Below are 15,904 nucleotides of genomic sequence, written 5' to 3'. Positions count from 1 at the left end.
CCTGTGGATGACGCCGGCGGCGACGCGCGGAGTCGTGCACGCTGGTCGCCATGGACCGCAGGAGGCACCATGGGAGTCATGACAGTCGTCCGTCCGCCCACGTTGACGATCGAGCCGGGCGACGTGCTCGTGCGGCCCGGGCCGTACACGCTCGAGGACCTCGACGCGCTGCCCGAGAACGGCTGTCGCCATGAGCTGCTCAACGGGGTGCTGCTGATCATGGGCGCGCCGGCCACCCGGCACCAGCTGATCGTCGGCTCGCTGTACGCCCTGCTGCGAGCAGCTCGCACGGACGACCTGCAGGTCGTGCTCTCGCCCTTCGACGTCCGGATCGGCGTCGACACCTGCCTGCAGCCCGACCTGGTCGTGACCCGGCGCTCCGACCCGGCGGAGGACGCGCTCTACATCGCGCCCCTGCTCGCCGTCGAGGTCCACTCCCCCTCGACCCGGGCGTTCGACCTCGGGCCCAAGATGGAGATCCTCGCGGCGGCGGGGTGCCCGTCGTACTGGACGATCGACCCACGAGAGCCCACGCTGACCGTGTGGTCCCTGCACGAGGGCCGCTATGTGGAGACGGTCCGCGTGGCCGCCCAGGAGACCTGGACGGCCACGGAGCCGTTCGCGGTGGCGATCACACCGGTCGAGCTGCTCGACCTCTAGCTCGCGCGGTTCATCCGCCGCACGCCGACCCACAGCCCGAGCACCCCGACGACGAGCGACGCGATCGCCCCGTAGAGCACCGTCTCGCCCGGGAACGAGCCGGCGAACAGCGCTCGCTCGGCCTCGACGATGTGCGTGAGCGGGTTGACGTCCGAGGCGGTGCGGAGCCAGCCGGGCGCGCCGTCGAGGGGCAGCAGGACGCCGGCCAGGAGCAGGAGCGGGAAGATCACCGTCTGCTGCACGGTCCAGAACACCCAGGCCTGCTCCTTCGCCGCGACGGCGAGGGCGAGGCTGAGGGCACCGAGGCCGACGCTGAACGGCACCAGCAGGGCCATGCCGACCAGGATGCCGCCGACGTGCAGGTCGAAGCCGAACGGCGTCGCGACCGCGACGATGATGATCGTCTGCAGCACGAGCGGCACCATCTCGCGCAGCGCCTTGCCGATCATCAGCGACGAGCGGCGCACCGGCGAGACGAGGAGGCGCTCGAAGGACCCGCTGACGATCTCCTCCGAGAGGTTGGCGCCGGTGAACGAGGCGCTCATCAGGGCGGTCATCGCGACGATGCCGGGCACGAACCACTGGAGCGCCGAGCCGTCGCCGGTGTCGGGCAGGAGCGGCGCGAAGAGGCCGAGGAAGACGAGCGGCTGGACCATCGCGAAGAGGACGGACGCCGGCTGGCGCAGCACCGGCTGCAGCTCGCGGACGAGGACGTTGCCGATGTCGGCGAGGACGCCGACCGGCCGCGCCACGACAGGGGTACGACGGGCCGCGGCCGCCGGGGCCGCCGGGGTGGTCAGGGAGATGCTCATGCTGCTGCTCCTTCGGTGGTCGTGCTCTGGTTCTCGCGCAGGCTGCGTCCGGTCAGGTTGAGGAAGACGTCGTCGAGGGTCGGGCCGACGACCTCGATCCGGGTCACCGGCGTACCGGCGGCGGCGAGGTCGGTGACCAGGCCGGGTGCGGTGTCGCGGCCGTGGGCGGCGCGCAGCTCGACCCGGGCGCCGTCCACCACCACCTGGGCGCCGGGCACCCGGTCGGCGCGGGCGGCTGCGGCGACGGCGGCGTCCGGCGAGGCGAACGACAGGGCGACCAGGTCGCCGAGGGCCGACTTGAGGGCGGCGGCCGAGTCGTCGGCGATGACCTCGCCGTGGTCGATCACGATCACCCGGCCGGCCAGGGCGTCGGCCTCCTCGAGGTAGTGCGTGGTGAGCACGATGGTGGTGCCGAGGTCGGCGTTGAGCCGGCGGACCTGCTCCTGCAGGTTGACCCGGTTCTGCGGGTCGAGGCCGGTCGAGGGCTCGTCGAGGAAGAGGATCGGCGGCTCCTGGACCAGACCGATCGCGACGTCGAGACGGCGCCGCTGCCCGCCGGAGAGCTGGGCGACGGGGCGGTCGGCGTGCTCGGCGAGGTCGAAGGCCTCGAGCAGCTCGTCGGTGCGACGACGCGCGTCGCTCCGCGAGAGCCCGTGCGCGCGGGCCTGGCACATGATCTCGTCGCGCCCGCGGAACTGGTGCCCCGCGGCGTTGCCCTGCCCGACGTACCCGATCGACCGGCGGACCGCCGCCCGCTCCCGGACGACGTCGTGACCGGCGACGGTGGCGCTGCCGGAGGTGGGGGCGATGAGGGTGGTCAGCATCCGCAAGGTGGTCGACTTGCCGGCGCCGTTGGGACCGAGGAAGGCGACCAGCTCGCCGGCCGCCACCTCCAGGTCGAGGCCGCGCACGGCCTCGATCGTCTGCTTGCCGCGCGTGAAGTGCCGGGTGAGTCCGACGGTGCGGATCACCGGGCCGTGGGTCGTGTTGTTCTCCATGACCACCACGCTAGGAACGAATCCGGTCAGGTTCTGTCCTGATTCTGATCTAATCTCGGGAACATGAGCACGAGCGCCCGGATGCTGCGACTTCTCTCCCTCCTCCAGACCCACCGGTTCTGGACCGGCGGCGAGCTCGCCGACCGGCTCGAGGTCAGCGACCGCACGCTGCGCCGCGACGTCGACCGCCTCCGCGACCTCGGGTACGACGTCGACGCCGTCCGCGGTGCTGCCGGCGGCTACCAGCTCCGCGCGGGCGGCGCGCTGCCCCCGCTGCTGCTCGAGGACGAGGAGGCGGTGGCGATCGCCGTCGGCCTGCGCGCCGCGGCCAACGGCGGCGTGCCCGGCTTCGAGGAGACCACCCTGCAGGCGCTCACCAAGGTGATCGCCCTGATGCCACCGCGGCTGCGCCGCCGGATGGGCGCGCTGCAGACCCAGACCGAGAGCCTGCCCGGCCGCGGCGGCCCGGGCCTCGACCCGACCGTGCTCACCACGCTCGCCCAGGCCTGCCGCGACGACGAGCTGCTCACCTTCGACTACACCGCCGCCGACGGTACGACGACCGCCCGGCGGGTCGAGCCGCACCGGCTCGTCAACCTCGGCCGCCGCTGGTACCTCGCGGCCTACGACCGCGACCGCCAGGACTGGCGCTCCTTCCGGGTCGACCGGGTGGCCGGCGAGCCGGCCACGACCGGCCAGCGGTTCCGGCCGCGCGAGATCCCGGGCGGGGACGCGGTGACCTACGTGCGCCAGGGGATGCGCACGATCCCCCGCCAGCACGAGGTGGTCGTCACCGTCGACCGGCCGGCGGCCGAGGTCGAGACGGTCGTCGGCCGCTGGGCCGACGTCGAGCCGCTCGGCGACCAGCGCTGCCGGATGGTGATGAAGACCGACACCCTCGACTGGCCGGTGCTCGTGCTCGCCAACCTCGACTGCGACTTCGCGGTCGAGCAGCCGGCCGAGCTGGAGAGCCTGCTCGGCCGGCTGGCCGCACGCGTCAGCCGGTAGCCCGCAGGAACCGCCCCGTCCGCCGCACCCCGACGACGTCCGCGGCCGGCGTCCCGTGCTCGACGACGACCTCGCCCCCGACCAGCACCGCGACGACGGTGGCGTCGTTGCGGTTGACCATCCGGGACAGGTTGCCGTAGGCGCGCACCGGGGACTCGGCGTACGCGTCGAGGGAGGCGTCCAACCGCGCCGGGTCGATGACGACGACGTCGGCCCGGTCGCCGACGCGCAGGTGACCGGTGTCGAGGCCGTACCAGTCGGCGAGCTCGCCGGTGATCCGGTGCACCGCGTGCTCAACGGTCATGAAGGGGGCACCGGCGGCCTCGGCGTCGCGGACCCGGCGCAGCAGCCGGAGCCCGAAGTTGTAGAAGGCCATGTTGCGCAGGTGCGCGCCCGCGTCGGAGAAGCCGAGCTGGACGCCGGGGTCGGCGGTGAGCTTGTCGAGCACCTTCGGGCGGTGGTTGGAGATCGTCGTGCGCCAGCGCACCTTGTCGCCGTGCTCGACCACGAGGTCGAGGAAGGCGTCGACCGGGTGCACGCCGCCACGGTCGACGCCGACCTGGCCGAAGGTCCTGCCCACGACGGAGGCGTCGGGGCACTCGGTGATCTCGGCGTCGAAGAAGTCGCGGTGCCACACGCGCGGGCCGTACTTCTTGTCGTAGTCCTTGCGGAACCAGCGGCGGTAGTCCTCGTCGGCGAGCAGGGCGCGCTGCTCCTCGATCTGGTTCGCGAGGTGCAGGGCGGCGGCGCCCGAGCCGAACTCCTCGAACACCGGCAGCGCGATGCCGTCGGAGTAGACCTCGAAGGGCACCGGCAGGTGCTGGAAGCGGAGGTCGCCGCCGAACCTGTTCACCGTCCGCGCCAGGAGGGGGAACAGGTGGGCCACCATGGGGATCGCCTTGATGTCGGCGGCCGAGAGCAGGCTGACCTTGAGGGCGGGCCGGCGGCCCCAGCCGCAGCTGCTGAACGCCATCCGGACCAGGCTCTGCGGCCTCGCGACGTCCGGGCCGCCCTGGAGGGCCCGGCCGCGGGCGCGCAGCAGCCGGTTGAGGCGGCGCCGCTCCCTGCCCTTGGCGTACGTCGACGGCAGGGTCCGCGAGCGGCAGGTCTCGCCGTCGAGCTTGTCGAACATCAGCTCCTGCGACGACATCCCGACGAAGCCCTCGTCGAGGGCGTCGACCAGGTCGGCCGCCATGGTCGCGAGCTCGGCCGCGCTGGGACGCACGTCCGGGTCGGTGGCGCGAGCGAGGCCCATCCGCGCGGCACGGATGTCGGAGTGGCCGATGAACGCGGCGACGTTGGGCCCGAGCGGGAGCCGCTCCAGGGCGGCGACGTACTCCCCCGCGGCGGTCCAGGTCTTCTGCTCCTCGAGCGCGCCGACGACATAGGGGCGCGGGATGGCCTCGACCCGGCCGAACAGGTCGCCCGCGTCGCCGGGTGCGGCGTGCACGGTCGAGAGCGAGCAGGAGCCGAGGAGGATCGTGGTGATGCCGTGGCGCAGGGACTCCAGCAGCGCCGGCTGCACGAGCACCTCGACGTCGTAGTGGGTGTGGATGTCGACCATGCCGGGGATCACCCAGTGCCCGGTCGCGTCGATCACGCGCGAGCAGCCGGTCTCGTCGAGCGGCTCCACGCTGACGGCGGCGACCCGGCCGTCCCGGATGCCCAGGTGGCGCACGGCGGAGGGAGCGCCGGTGCCGTCGAACCACCGGCCGTCGCGGACGATCAGGTCGTAGGTCATGCGCGCTCCCGGACGGTCTCGGCGTAGACGTGGTCGCGCTCGCCGCGTGACCACAGCAGGTCGCTGGTGGCGAGGCCCTCGGCGCGCAGCTCGCGCTTGAGGACCTTGTTGGTGGCGGTGCTGGGCAGCGCGTCGGCGATCCGGACGTGCCGGGGCCACGCCTTCGGTGAGAGATCGGGCTGCTCGGCGAGGAAGCCCGCGAGATCGGCAGGCGTCAGGACCGCACCGGAGCGCAGCACGAGCGCGCACATCACCTGGTCGCCCACGCGCTCGTCCGTGACCGCGTAGACCGCCGCCTGCGAGATCGCGTCGTGGCGCAGCAGCAGCTGCTCGAGTGGCGCGGCGGCGAGGTTCTCACCGTCCACGCGCAGCCAGTCGTCGGTGCGGCCGGCGAGGTAGACGAAGCCGTCGGCATCGCGGTAGGCGAGGTCGCCGGACCAGTACATGCCGCCGTCGAGCCGCTCGGCCGTGGCGCGCTCGTCGTTGTAGTAGCCGGCGAAGAAGCCGGCGCCCTGCGTGTTCACCAGCTCGCCGACGGCCTCGTCGAGGTTGACCACCCGGCCGGACTCGTCGCGCACGGCCCGGGGGCACTCGGTGCGCGCCACCCGGTCGTAGACGGCGACACCGTCGAACGGGACGCCGATCGAGCCGAGCGGCGTGTCCTCGGTCCGGGTGATGATGACGGCCGACTCGGTCGAGCCGAACCCGTCCCAGACCGAGCAGCCGAACCGCTGCGCGAACTCGCGGATGTCGCGGTCGGAGGCCTCGTTGCCGAACGCGAACCGGAGCGGGTTGTCGGCGTCGTCGGGCCGTGCCGGGGTGGCGAGGACATAGGCGAGCGGCTTGCCCACGTAGTTGAGGTACGTCGCCCCGTAGCGCCGGACGTCGTCGAGGAAGCTGCTGGCCGAGAACTCCGCGAGCGCCAGCGCCGCACCGGAGGCGGCGCTGACCGCGTAGCCGGCCATCACGGCGTTGCTGTGGAACAGCGGCATCGAGCAGTAGGCGACGTCGCCGGGCCCGAGCCCGTACTTGTCGACGAGCACCGTTCCGGCCATCACCACCATGAAGTGGGCGACCTGGACGGCCTTCGGCTCGCCGCTCGTGCCCGAGGTGAAGATGAGCATGAACGTGTCCATGGTCTGCGCGACCGGGAAGCCGTCGGTGGTCGTGGGTGCCGCCGCGACTGCATCCCCCCAGGACGCGGCATCGGTGTCGACGACGACAGCCCCGCCGAGGTCGAGGCCGTCGAGCAGCGGCAGGTGCGCCGCGTCGGTGAGCAGGACCTGGCAGTCGGCCCGCCGTACGTCGGCCGCGAGCGCCGCACCGCGCCGCGTCGCGTTGATGCCGACCGTGATGTGCCCGCCGATCGCGCCGGCGGTGATCGCCAGTGCCATCTCGGGGCTGTTGGGCAGCAGCACCCCCACGTGGAGCGGCTTCCCGGGCCGGGCGAGGTCGCGCACGACGTGCGCCCGGGCGGCGCCACCGGCCACGACCTCGCGCCAGGTCCAGGTGTCGTCGCCGTGCTTGAGGCCGACCGTGTCGCGCTCGGCGTGGGCCAGCAGCAGGCCCTGGACGGTGTCAGCCACGGACCACCTCCGGCACGGGCGTCGCGGCACCGACGTGGCGCCGCAGGAAGTGAACGGCGTGCTCGACGGCCGGCTCGTGGAACGGCTTGCCGGCGAACAGGTCGAAGTGGTCGCCCGGGTAGTGCCGGACCTCGGCCCGGCCGGCGAACGCGGCCTTCATGGTCGCGTGCGGCGGCGCGCTGCGGTCGAAGTCGGCGACCTGCACGAGCCACGGGACCTCCAGGGCCGACGCGGCCTTGGCCGGTGCCCGGGTGCCGAGCTCGAGGACGACGTCCGCGGCGATCTCGTTGCGCCAGGTGGGTCCGGCGATCGCGTGGTAGTCCTCGTAGGCGCCGGCCAGGGTGAGCGCGCCGGGCTCCCCCGGGTGCGCCACGACGGGGATCATCGACGGACCGCGGCCCGCCTTGCGTCGTACGGCGCTCGCGAGGCCGCGTCCGGTCGACGCGAGCAGCTGGCCGGCGCTGTGGTGCCGGGTCGCGAGCCGGGCGGCGGCGAGCCCGTCGACCATCGGCACCACCGAGACGACGGCCGCGACGTCGGAGCGCTCGACCGCGACCGAGACGACGTGCCCGCCGCCGAGCGAGACACCCCACAGGACCACGCGGTCGGCGTCGACGCCCGGGAGCCGCTTCGCCGCGTCGGCGGCGGCGTGCAGGTCGGCGACCTGGCCGGCCAGCGAGACGACCTGGCGCGGGGTGCCGTCGCTGGCGCCGAAGCCGCGGTAGTCGAAGGTGACCGCGTGCAGCCCGGCCGCGGCGAACGCCTCGGCGAACGGGAACATGCCCGCGTCCTGGGTGCCGGCCAGGCCGTGCGCGAGGATGACGACAGGCGCCCCGTCGGCGCCCGCGAAGTGCGTCGCCGCGCAGCGCACGCCGTCGGAGGGGAACGAGAAGGTGGTGCTCATGCCGGGCTCCCGTAGATGCTCTGGATCCAGATGTGGGTGATCGCGTCGATGTGCGCCTCCCGCTCGGGCGCGACCCCGAGGACATGGCGCTCGACGGCGTGGTCGTTGAGGTCGAGCAGGACGGCGGCGAGCACGTGCGCGTCGACGCCCGCCGGTGCGCGACCCGACGTCCGCTCCCGCTCGATCATCTCGGCGGTCATCTCGGCGAACTCGGCGCGGCCCGCGTCCCACAGCTCGCGGACGGCGGCGCTGGCGGCGCGCGCCTCGAGCAGCGCGCGGTAGGTGTGCGGCGTCCGGTCGACGGAGTCGAACAGCGTCGCCACCACCTGGTGGATCCGGTCGCGCGGCTCTCCCTCGGCCTTGACCAGCAGGTCGGTCGCGTCGGACGCGTCGTCGTACAGCTCGGCCATCAGCGCCAGGACGGCGGTCGCCTTGCTCTCGAAGTAGAAGTAGAAGGCCGAGCGGGTGACCCCCGCGCGGCGCGAGATCTCGGCGACGTTGATCTCCTCGAGCGTCTGCTCGCGGAGCAGCTCGTCGAGCGCGTCGAGCAGGGCGGCCCGGCGCTGGTCGCCGCGGTTGACGCTGCGGCGGTCGACCATCCGCGCCCAGAGCCGCTCCTCGTCGCTCATCGCGCCGCTCCCGTCGCGGCCCGGGCCGCGCCGGCCGGGATCTCCTTGACCCGCAGGTCGTGCTCGTACAGGAAGTAGTCGAGCTGCTGGGTGTGCCGCGGCCGCTGCACCATGTGGGCGGTGTACTTCTGCTGGTCCTCGTCGATCACGCGCTCCATCTCCGCCTCGCTCGGCGGGGCGTAGCGGCCCACCAGCCAGGCGGCGACGAGCCGGGTCTGGCACTCGACGAACGGGAAGAGCGTCGGCGTGGACTGGGCGAAGCCGATGAAGGCGAGGTCGTCCGTGCCGGGCTTGAAGATCCGCTTGTAGAGCCGGATGTGGTTCTCCGGGGCGCTGACGAGGTCCTCGTCGAAGAACGGGAACGTGATGTTGTACCCCGTCGCGTGGATGACGACGTCGAAGTCCTCGGCCGTGCCGTCGGCGAAGTGGACGGTGCTGCCGTCCCAGCGCTCGATGTCGCCCTTGGCCCGCAGGTCGCCGGACCCCAGCCGCAGCGGTAGCTCGACGGACTGGGTCGGGTGCGCCTCGAAGAACTTGTGGTTGGGCGTGGGCAGGCCGTAGTCCTCGGGGCGCCCTGCCGTCATCGGCTGCATCACCTGGACGAACTTGCGCTGCCAGGCGAACGGGATGTGCGGCGAGGTCTTGTAGTACTTGTCGGCCGGCTTGCCCGCGAAGTACTTCGGCACGATCCACGCGCTCGACCGGGTCGAGATGACGACCTCGTTGTCGAGGGTCTTGCTCGACAGCTCGACCGCGATGTCGGCGGCACTGTTGCCGAGCCCGATGATGAGGATCCGCTTGCCCGTCAGGTCGTGCGGCGTGCGCGGGTCGATGTAGGCGTGCGAGTGCATCGTCGTCCCGGTGAACTCGCCGGGCTTGTCGGCGAACCGCGGGTCCCAGTGGTGGCCGTTGGCGACGAGCAGGACGTCGAAGCGGCGGGTGCCGGTGCGCTGGGTCTCCAGCTCCCACCCGCCCTCGGGGTGCCGCCGCGCGTGCACGACGCCGTTCTCGAACTCGATGTGCCGGCGCAGGTCGAAGGCGTCGGTGTAGCTGTCGAGGTAGTCCTTGACCTGCGTGTGGTGCGGGAAGTCCGGGTACTCGGCCGGCATCGGGAAGTCCTTGAAGGACAGCTGGTGCTTCGAGGTGTCGATGTGCAGCGAGCGGTAGGCGCTGCTGTGGCCGTTGGGGTTGCCGAACGCCCAGTTGCCGCCGACCCGGTCCGACGACTCGAAGGTCGCGAACTCCAGGCCGTAGTCGGCGAGCATCTTGCTCATCGTGAGGCCGCTGATGCCGGCTCCGATGACGGCGACGGTGGGTCGGCGCATCCGACTTCCTCCTTGACAGAACGGGGTGACGGGCGTCACGTTAGGCGCACGATTTGACACGTGTCAACCAAAACAGACGAACGTCAGGAGACAGCCCATGAAGGTCACCGTCGTCATCGGAGGCGCCTCCGGCATCGGTGCCGCCACGGCCCGGCTGCTGGCCGCCTCCGGGCACCAGGTGGTGGTCGCCGACCTGCCCGGGACGAGCGCCGACGCGCACGTCGACGTCACCGACGAGGTGTCCGTCGCGGCCCTGCTCGACGGGGTCGTCGCCGAGCACGGCGCGCTGCACGGCGTGGTCAACTGCGCCGGCGTCAGCACGCTGGCCCGAGTGGTCGACCACGACGCGGCCGAGTGGCGCCGGGTCGTCGACGTCTGCCTGACCGGCGCCTTCCTCGTGCTCAAGCACGCCGGGCAGCGGGTCGCCGACGGCGGCGCGCTCGTCTCGCTGTCGTCGCTCAACGCCCGGCAGCCCGGCACCGGACTGGCGGCGTACTGCGCGGCCAAGGCGGGGCTCGTCGCCCTCACCGAGGTCACCGCGCTCGAGCTCGGGGCCCGGGGCGTGCGGGTCAACGCGGTCGCACCCGGTCTGGTCGTCACGCCGCTCACCGCGCCGGCGATGGACATCCCCGGCGTCCGCGACGACTACGTCGACAACACCGCGCTCGGCCGCTCCGGCGAGCCCGACGAGATCGCGGCAGCGATCCGCTTCCTGCTCTCCGACGACGCCGCCTGGATCACCGGCGAGACGCTCGACATCAACGGCGGCGCGCACCTGCGGCGCTATCCCGACCTCGTCGGCCTGGTCGAGAAGGCGTTCGGATGAGCGCGCGGACCGCGATCGTCACCGGCGGCGGGTCGGGCATCGGCGCGGCCCTGGTCCGGGCGCTCGTCGCGGAGGGGGCGCACGTCGTCGTCGCGGACGTCGACCTGCCTGCCGCCGAGGCGCTCGTCGCCGGGCTCACCGGCCCCGGCACGGCGGTCGCGCGCGCCGTCGACGTCACGTCCGCCGCGGCCGTGCAGGACGCGGTGGACGCCGTCGTCGCCGCGCACGGCCGGCTCGACCTCATGTTCAACAACGCCGGGATCACCTTCCTCGGCAACACCGAGGACCTCACCCTCGACCAGTGGAACGCGATCATCGACGTCAACGTCCGCGGCGTGGTGCACGGCGTCCACGCGGCGTACCCGCAGATGATCCGGCAGCGCGCCGGGCACATCGTCAACACCGCGTCGATGGGCGGGCTGATGGCGGCGGGCCTGATGACGTCGTACGTCACGACGAAGCACGCGGTCGTCGGGATGTCGCTCGCGCTGCGCACCGAGGCCGCCGCGCACGGCGTCGGCGTCACCGCGGTCTGCCCGGCAGCCGTCGACACCCCGATCCTCGACAAGGGCGAGATCGGGCGGTTCAAGGGCCGCGACTTCTACCTGGAGGGGCAGGGCATCAAGGAGCCGGTCGACCCGGACCTGCTCGCCCGCCGGGTGCTCGCCGCGGTCGCGGCGAACCGGCCGATCGTGATCGAGCCGCGCCAGGCGCGGATCGCGTGGCGGATCGGCCGGCTCGCCCCGGGGCTCGTCAACCGCATGGCGACCCGGTTCGTGGCCCAGCAGCGGGCGGGGGTGCTCGACCCGCCTACCGCCTGACCCGCACCGCGCGGAGCGGGGTGGCGACCCGCTTCGTGCCGGGCGAGGCGGTGGCGACCACGGACCAGTAGTGACGCCCGGCCCGCAGGCTGCGCACGACCGAGCGGGGCACGGTGACGACGACGGTGCCGCGCAGGCTCCGGACGCTGCGCACGGCGAGCACCCGGCCGCCGTCGCGGACGACGAGCTGGCCGGTGTAGCCGACGCGGCCGTCCCCGGGCAGCGACACGCTCACCCGGAGCTTGACGGCCTTGGCGCGCTTGCCCGCCGGCACCTTCGCGGGCAGTCTCGCGCCCACCGCAGGAGCGGCCTTGGCGACGGTCAGCGCCGCCCGCGCGGTCGCGCCGGCGTAGGTCGCGACGACCGGGTGGCGTCCGGCGCCGAGGTCGGCGGGCAGCACGACCTGCGCGGCGCCGGAGGCCAGCGTCCCGCGCAGCGTCCGGCCGGCGACGCGCACCTCGACCGGGCCGGAGGGCGCCGGCGCACCCGGTGCGCCGACGGCGACGGTCGCGACCGGACGGGTGCCGTGGACGACGCGGTCGTCGTCGAGCGTGAGCCGCACCGTCGGGGCGGCCGGCTCGCGGTCGGCCTCCTCGGCGTCGGTGAGGTCGACGGTGACGGGCGCGGGCGCCTTGTGCCCGTCGGCAGCCCCACCCGAGGAGTACCAGTACGACGCCAGCCCGGTCGCCAGGTGGAAGTCCACGAACGCCTGCGGCCAGGAACCCCAGCCCGCTCCGGCGCGGTGCTGCGGGGTCGCGCTCGCCGGCAGGTCGACCTCGACGCCCCCGTACGCGGGCGTGACGACGACCGCGCCCGCCGGGTCGAGCTCGACGCCCTCGAAGCTCGCGACCCGGACGCCGGCGACCTCGTCGAGCGGCGTCCGCTGGTTCGGGTCGGCCTGGCTCGAGCCGTAGCCGTCGAGGTCGGCGCGCAGCGTGCCGGTCCCGTCGGCGTCGACCTCCAGCACGGGGTCGGTGAACCAGAAGGGCACCAGACCGCCGTAGAAGTTGACCGAGAACGTGCCGTCCCAGCGGACCGTCGCCGAGCCGTCGGCGGCGAGCTCGGCCCGGCCCTCCGAGAGCCGCACGAGCTGGTCGACCCCGCCGCCCACCATGGCCGCGCGGGTCGCCCAGGTGGCGGGCACCTCGGTGCCGTCGGCCGCGCGGTGCACGACCGCGACATCGCCGTCGGTGGCCCGGTAGGTCGCCTCGTCGCCGTCGGAGACTCCCGCCGACAGGTAGCTCGAGCCACCGAACGGCGGCGCGACCTGCAGCTCGTCGCTGCCCGACCACTCCAGCACGACGCCGTCGAGCGTGAGGCCCTCGGCCGGGACCGCCCGCCGCGGCGTGACCGTCAGCCGCGCGGCGGCCGAGTACGTCGTACCGGCAGCGTTGACGGCCTTGGCCCGGAACAGCGAGCCGGACTGGTCGAGGTTGGTGCCGACGACGGTGAGCGACGAGACGCCGCCGGCGCTGTCGACGACCACGTTGTCGTCGTCGGCGGGGATCGGCTGCCAGTAGCCGCCGACCCGGCGCTGCCAGACCAGCGAGGTGAGGGCCGGGCCGGCCTGGACGTCGACGACGAAGGTCGCGTCCGCGCCCTCGGTCACCGTCCGGTGCCGCGCGTCGAGCGTGAAGCGCGGCGCGTAGGCGACCGCGAGGACCGCCTCGTCGGAGACCACCGTGCCCGCGTCGTTGGCGACCTTGAGCCGGTAGGTCGTGCCGCCGGCGGCCGGCGTCGCGTCGACCCGCAGCGTGGCGGCGTCGGCGCCGGGCACGTCCTGGAACCGGGTCTCCCCCGGCCGGCGGGCCTGCCACTGCAGGCGGCCACCGAGGGCGGCGTCGATCGCGGCGGTGAACGTTGCGGGACGGCCGGCCTCGCCGGCCGCGAGCTCGACCGTCACGTCGTCGGGCTGGGTGGTGACGCGCGGCGCGATGCCGTCGAGGACCATCCGGCGGTAGCCGAGCTCGCGCGGAGCGGTCGCCGACTGCACCGGCACGTAGACCGAGCCGTCGACACCGGTCTTCAGCACCATCTGGGTGCCGCCGTTCTGGGCGTACTCCGCGACCCGGTAGCCGGCCAGGGTGCCGGCGTCGTCGACCAGCTTGAGCGTGCGGCCCTGCGCGTCGGAGTCGTCGGTGGCCCAGAGCAGGCCCCGCTCGGCGTCGTACGCCATCTGCCAGGCGGCGCGGGAGGTGTCGAAGCCGAGCTCGTGGTACTGCGCGATCGGCTCACCCTCGACCGCAGGCCGGGCCACGGCCCGGTCGCCGTCGAGGTCGACGCGCTGGTAGTCGGCGAGCCGCTGGTTGTTGCCGTGCAGGTAGACCGAGCCGTCCGGCCCGGCGACCGCCGCGGTCCAGCCGTAGAAGACGCCGCTGCCCTCGTAGAAGAGCCGGGCCTCGGTGCCCGGGATGCCGGTGGCCGTCACGGTGGCGTCACCGGTCGGCGCCAGCCGGTAGGCCGGCGCGTAGTGGTCGGTGCCGTTCGCGACGACCCGGGCGGCGCCCAGCGCCAGCACGTAGGAGCCGTCGCCGAGGGCGGCCAGGCTCGGGTCCGCGGCATTGCCGGGCGGAGCCGGCGTGCCACCGGTCAGCGCCCAGCCACCCGGGAAGTCACCGCTGGGGGCCCACGCGACGGGAGCCCGGCGCACCGTCCACCCGCCCTCGCCGTCGGGGCTCACCCGCACCAAGCGGTAGGGGTTCTGCTCGCTCGCGACCGACCCGTCGAGGACGACCACGCCGAGCTCGCCCGCCACCCGGTTCCAGGTCAGGGCGCTCACCCCGGGCGCCGACGAGGTGAGCAGCACGCCGGCCACCCCGGCCGTGAACGTGCCGCCGGAGCGGTCGAAGCGCAGCGTGCGCAGGGTGACCTCGTTCTGCGCGGCACCGTCCTTTGCGGTGACGAGGAAGAGGGTGTCGGTGACCGGGTCGAGCGCGGTGCGCAGGAAGCGCCCGCTGCCGCCGGTGGCCACCATCGTGTGCGTGTACGGCGTCCCGACCGGCGTCAGGTCCTGCGCGTCGAGCGCGGTGACGATGAGCTTCTGGGCGCCGTGCGCGGCGTCGAACTGGGTCGCGTAGACGACGTCGCCCCGGGCCGAGACCTCCAGCGAGCGCTGCGCGTTGGCGCCACCGGAGACGGTGCTGCCGCTGAGCCACCGCGCTCCCTCGCTGAGCACCGGGGCGCCCGGCTGGTCGAAGCGCTCGGCCAGGTCGGGGATGCCGCCCGGACCGTCGTAGGCGATGGTGACGGGGTCGAACGCCGTCCCCGGTGCGTAGAGGCGCTGCCCCTCGCCACCCTGGCTGGGGATCGCGTCCCAGCGGGTGTGGCCGTCGGCGAAGGCCGTGCCCTCGGCGCCGGCCACGTCGAGCGTCGCGAGCACCACGTCGACGTCCTCGTGCAGCGCGCCGCCCGGGTCGTCGCGGCTGTAGCCGACGTAGGTGCCGCGGATCTCCTGGGCGTCCGGCCCGATCCGCACCTCGAGGTCCTTGAACGTCGAGTCGAGCGCGTAGCGGCCCGAGTCCTCGGGGTACACCTGAAAGCGGACCCACCCACCGAGCCGCAGCGTGGTGGTGCGGGTCGCGTCGTCATAGGCGCCCGAGGTGACCGGGAAGTCGAAGCCGTCGGCCACGCCGTTGGGCGCGCGCCGGACGACGGCGCCGTCGCCGCCCGTCGTCCCGGCGGCGCCGATGTAGCTGCGCCAGGAGGCCTTGATCCCCCAGCTCACCGTGCCGGAGGAGAGGTCGGTCGTCGCGGCGTGCGCGACGGGCGCAGGCGCGACGAGGCCGAGGCCGGCGAGCGGCAGGACGAGGGCGAGCAGGGCGAGGGCGAGGCGTTTCATGCGGGCGACCTTCGGGAGTCGGGAGCGGCGACGAACACCGGACGGCGCGCGGGCCCGAGTCCGCGCACCGTCCGGTCAGGCGTCAGGAGACGTTGAACTCGGCGCTGTCGCCGGCGTAGGTGCCGCTGCCGCCGCCGCCGTGGGTCGGGGTGATGACGACCTCGCACAGCTTGGTGCTGCAGTTGATGTTGCCCGGCTGGCCGAGCAGGTTGGCGTGGGCGTTGGTGTCGTTCGCGAGGAGCTGGAAGCCGGTCACGGTGACGACGCCCGACGCGCTGGAGGTGGTGTCGACCTGGTTGCTCTCGCCGCAGGCCGGGATCTTGACCAGCGGCAGGAAGGTGTAGGTCGCGTACTCGCAGACGCTCACCGTGTAGTCGGTGCTCGCGCTCAGCCCGGTCTTCGTGACGGTGACCGTCGCGAGGTCGGCGTAGCTGCTCGACGCCGGCGAGAGCGTGACGTTGTCGGCGTCGCTGGTGTCGGAGGCGTGGGCCGCCGGCGCCGACACGCTCAGCGCCGTCGCCGCGGCACCCGCGGCGAGGAGGGAGAGGGCGCGCGCCGTCGTACGGCGGTTCGGGGTGGACCTCATGGGTTCTTCTCCATCTCTAGGATCGGAACCAGCCCTGGGGCCGATTCCTCGTCAGGCCGCGCACTGCGCGCGGCCGTGGGAGGCCGCAGGGTCGGCCGGGGCGCTGTTCCCTGCGAAAGTTCGGCGCCCCGGTCATCCCTCGCGACACACGTGCCGCGCGGCCTCGTCCT

13 protein-coding genes are annotated in these 15,904 nt (G+C 73.6%); 4 read left to right on the top strand and 9 right to left on the bottom strand.

Annotated features, from left to right (window positions below; all coding sequences use genetic code 11):
* Positions 1-78 precede the first annotated feature (78 nt).
* A complete protein-coding gene (locus tag BM223_RS05970) occupies positions 79-660 on the top strand; it encodes a Uma2 family endonuclease (RefSeq protein ID WP_052138920.1) in 582 nt (193 codons plus the stop codon).
* Here BM223_RS05970 and BM223_RS05965 read toward each other — a convergent pair.
* Positions 657-1,472: an ABC transporter permease gene (locus BM223_RS05965; RefSeq protein ID WP_082003754.1), complete on the bottom strand. Its 816-nt coding sequence runs from the start codon at positions 1,470-1,472 to the stop codon at positions 657-659. The two genes, BM223_RS05970 and BM223_RS05965, sit on opposite strands and share 4 nt — an antisense overlap.
* A complete protein-coding gene (locus BM223_RS05960; RefSeq protein ID WP_052139386.1) occupies positions 1,469-2,470 on the bottom strand; it encodes an ABC transporter ATP-binding protein in 1,002 nt (333 codons plus the stop codon). Before BM223_RS05960 ends, BM223_RS05965 begins: the two co-directional genes overlap by 4 nt.
* 63 nt (positions 2,471-2,533) lie before the next feature.
* Here BM223_RS05960 and BM223_RS05955 point away from each other — a divergent pair, with 63 nt between their 5' ends.
* Positions 2,534-3,478: a helix-turn-helix transcriptional regulator gene (locus tag BM223_RS05955; protein WP_200887002.1), complete on the top strand. Its 945-nt coding sequence runs from the start codon at positions 2,534-2,536 to the stop codon at positions 3,476-3,478.
* Here the strand turns inward: BM223_RS05955 and BM223_RS05950 are convergent.
* From BM223_RS05950 to BM223_RS05930, 5 genes are read right to left on the bottom strand one after another with little or no spacing between them, the layout of a single operon-like run.
* A complete protein-coding gene (locus tag BM223_RS05950) occupies positions 3,468-5,219 on the bottom strand; it encodes an N-acyl-D-amino-acid deacylase family protein (RefSeq protein ID WP_038680853.1) in 1,752 nt (583 codons plus the stop codon). The two genes, BM223_RS05955 and BM223_RS05950, sit on opposite strands and share 11 nt — an antisense overlap.
* On the bottom strand, positions 5,216-6,805 hold the full coding sequence (locus BM223_RS05945) for an AMP-binding protein (protein ID WP_038680854.1): 1,590 nt from the start codon (positions 6,803-6,805) through the stop codon (positions 5,216-5,218). The genes BM223_RS05950 and BM223_RS05945 overlap by 4 nt, the downstream gene beginning before the upstream one ends.
* Positions 6,798-7,709, bottom strand: a complete 912-nt coding sequence (locus BM223_RS05940) for an alpha/beta fold hydrolase (protein ID WP_038680856.1) — start codon at positions 7,707-7,709, stop codon at positions 6,798-6,800. The genes BM223_RS05945 and BM223_RS05940 overlap by 8 nt, the downstream gene beginning before the upstream one ends.
* Entirely contained in the window at positions 7,706-8,338 is a 633-nt protein-coding gene (locus tag BM223_RS05935; protein ID WP_052138921.1) for a TetR/AcrR family transcriptional regulator, read from the bottom strand. Before BM223_RS05935 ends, BM223_RS05940 begins: the two co-directional genes overlap by 4 nt.
* Entirely contained in the window at positions 8,335-9,663 is a 1,329-nt protein-coding gene (locus BM223_RS05930; protein ID WP_052138922.1) for a flavin-containing monooxygenase, read from the bottom strand. Before BM223_RS05930 ends, BM223_RS05935 begins: the two co-directional genes overlap by 4 nt.
* Positions 9,664-9,760: 97 nt before the next feature.
* Between BM223_RS05930 and BM223_RS05925 the strand changes: the two genes are divergently transcribed.
* Complete coding sequence (locus BM223_RS05925; RefSeq protein WP_038680858.1) at positions 9,761-10,489, top strand: SDR family NAD(P)-dependent oxidoreductase; 729 nt, start codon at positions 9,761-9,763, stop codon at positions 10,487-10,489.
* A complete protein-coding gene (locus BM223_RS05920) occupies positions 10,486-11,310 on the top strand; it encodes an SDR family NAD(P)-dependent oxidoreductase (RefSeq protein ID WP_038680860.1) in 825 nt (274 codons plus the stop codon). The genes BM223_RS05925 and BM223_RS05920 overlap by 4 nt, the downstream gene beginning before the upstream one ends.
* On the opposite strand, the gene BM223_RS05915 is transcribed toward BM223_RS05920, so the two are convergent.
* Together BM223_RS05915 and BM223_RS05910 are read right to left on the bottom strand one after the other, a co-directional pair.
* On the bottom strand, positions 11,300-15,148 hold the full coding sequence (locus tag BM223_RS05915; protein WP_052138923.1) for an HtaA domain-containing protein: 3,849 nt from the start codon (positions 15,146-15,148) through the stop codon (positions 11,300-11,302). The genes BM223_RS05920 and BM223_RS05915 overlap by 11 nt on opposite strands.
* Before the next feature lie 82 nt (positions 15,149-15,230).
* Positions 15,231-15,734 carry a hypothetical protein gene (locus BM223_RS05910; RefSeq protein ID WP_038680862.1) on the bottom strand — a complete coding sequence of 168 codons (504 nt, stop codon included), beginning with the start codon at positions 15,732-15,734 and terminating at the stop codon, positions 15,231-15,233.
* Positions 15,735-15,904 lie beyond the last annotated feature (170 nt).

Source organism: Pimelobacter simplex (assembly GCF_900114845.1).
Lineage (GTDB): Bacteria > Actinomycetota > Actinomycetes > Propionibacteriales > Nocardioidaceae > Nocardioides > Nocardioides simplex.
The sequence above is the reverse complement of the archived record's forward strand: the minus strand, read 5'-3'. Positions and strand labels throughout refer to the sequence as shown.

Coding starts and splice junctions, on each gene's coding strand:
- BM223_RS05965 (WP_082003754.1), bottom strand. CDS start 1,472: ATGAGCATCTCCCTGACCACCCCGGCGGCCCCGGCGGCCGCGGCCCGT.
- BM223_RS05950 (WP_038680853.1), bottom strand. CDS start 5,219: ATGACCTACGACCTGATCGTCCGCGACGGCCGGTGGTTCGACGGCACC.
- BM223_RS05930 (WP_052138922.1), bottom strand. CDS start 9,663: ATGCGCCGACCCACCGTCGCCGTCATCGGAGCCGGCATCAGCGGCCTC.
- BM223_RS05920 (WP_038680860.1), top strand. CDS start 10,486: ATGAGCGCGCGGACCGCGATCGTCACCGGCGGCGGGTCGGGCATCGGC.
- BM223_RS05955 (WP_200887002.1), top strand. CDS start 2,534: ATGAGCACGAGCGCCCGGATGCTGCGACTTCTCTCCCTCCTCCAGACC.
- BM223_RS05925 (WP_038680858.1), top strand. CDS start 9,761: ATGAAGGTCACCGTCGTCATCGGAGGCGCCTCCGGCATCGGTGCCGCC.
- BM223_RS05910 (WP_038680862.1), bottom strand. CDS start 15,734: ATGAGGTCCACCCCGAACCGCCGTACGACGGCGCGCGCCCTCTCCCTC.
- BM223_RS05935 (WP_052138921.1), bottom strand. CDS start 8,338: ATGAGCGACGAGGAGCGGCTCTGGGCGCGGATGGTCGACCGCCGCAGC.
- BM223_RS05970 (WP_052138920.1), top strand. CDS start 79: ATGACAGTCGTCCGTCCGCCCACGTTGACGATCGAGCCGGGCGACGTG.
- BM223_RS05940 (WP_038680856.1), bottom strand. CDS start 7,709: ATGAGCACCACCTTCTCGTTCCCCTCCGACGGCGTGCGCTGCGCGGCG.
- BM223_RS05915 (WP_052138923.1), bottom strand. CDS start 15,148: ATGAAACGCCTCGCCCTCGCCCTGCTCGCCCTCGTCCTGCCGCTCGCC.
- BM223_RS05960 (WP_052139386.1), bottom strand. CDS start 2,470: ATGGAGAACAACACGACCCACGGCCCGGTGATCCGCACCGTCGGACTC.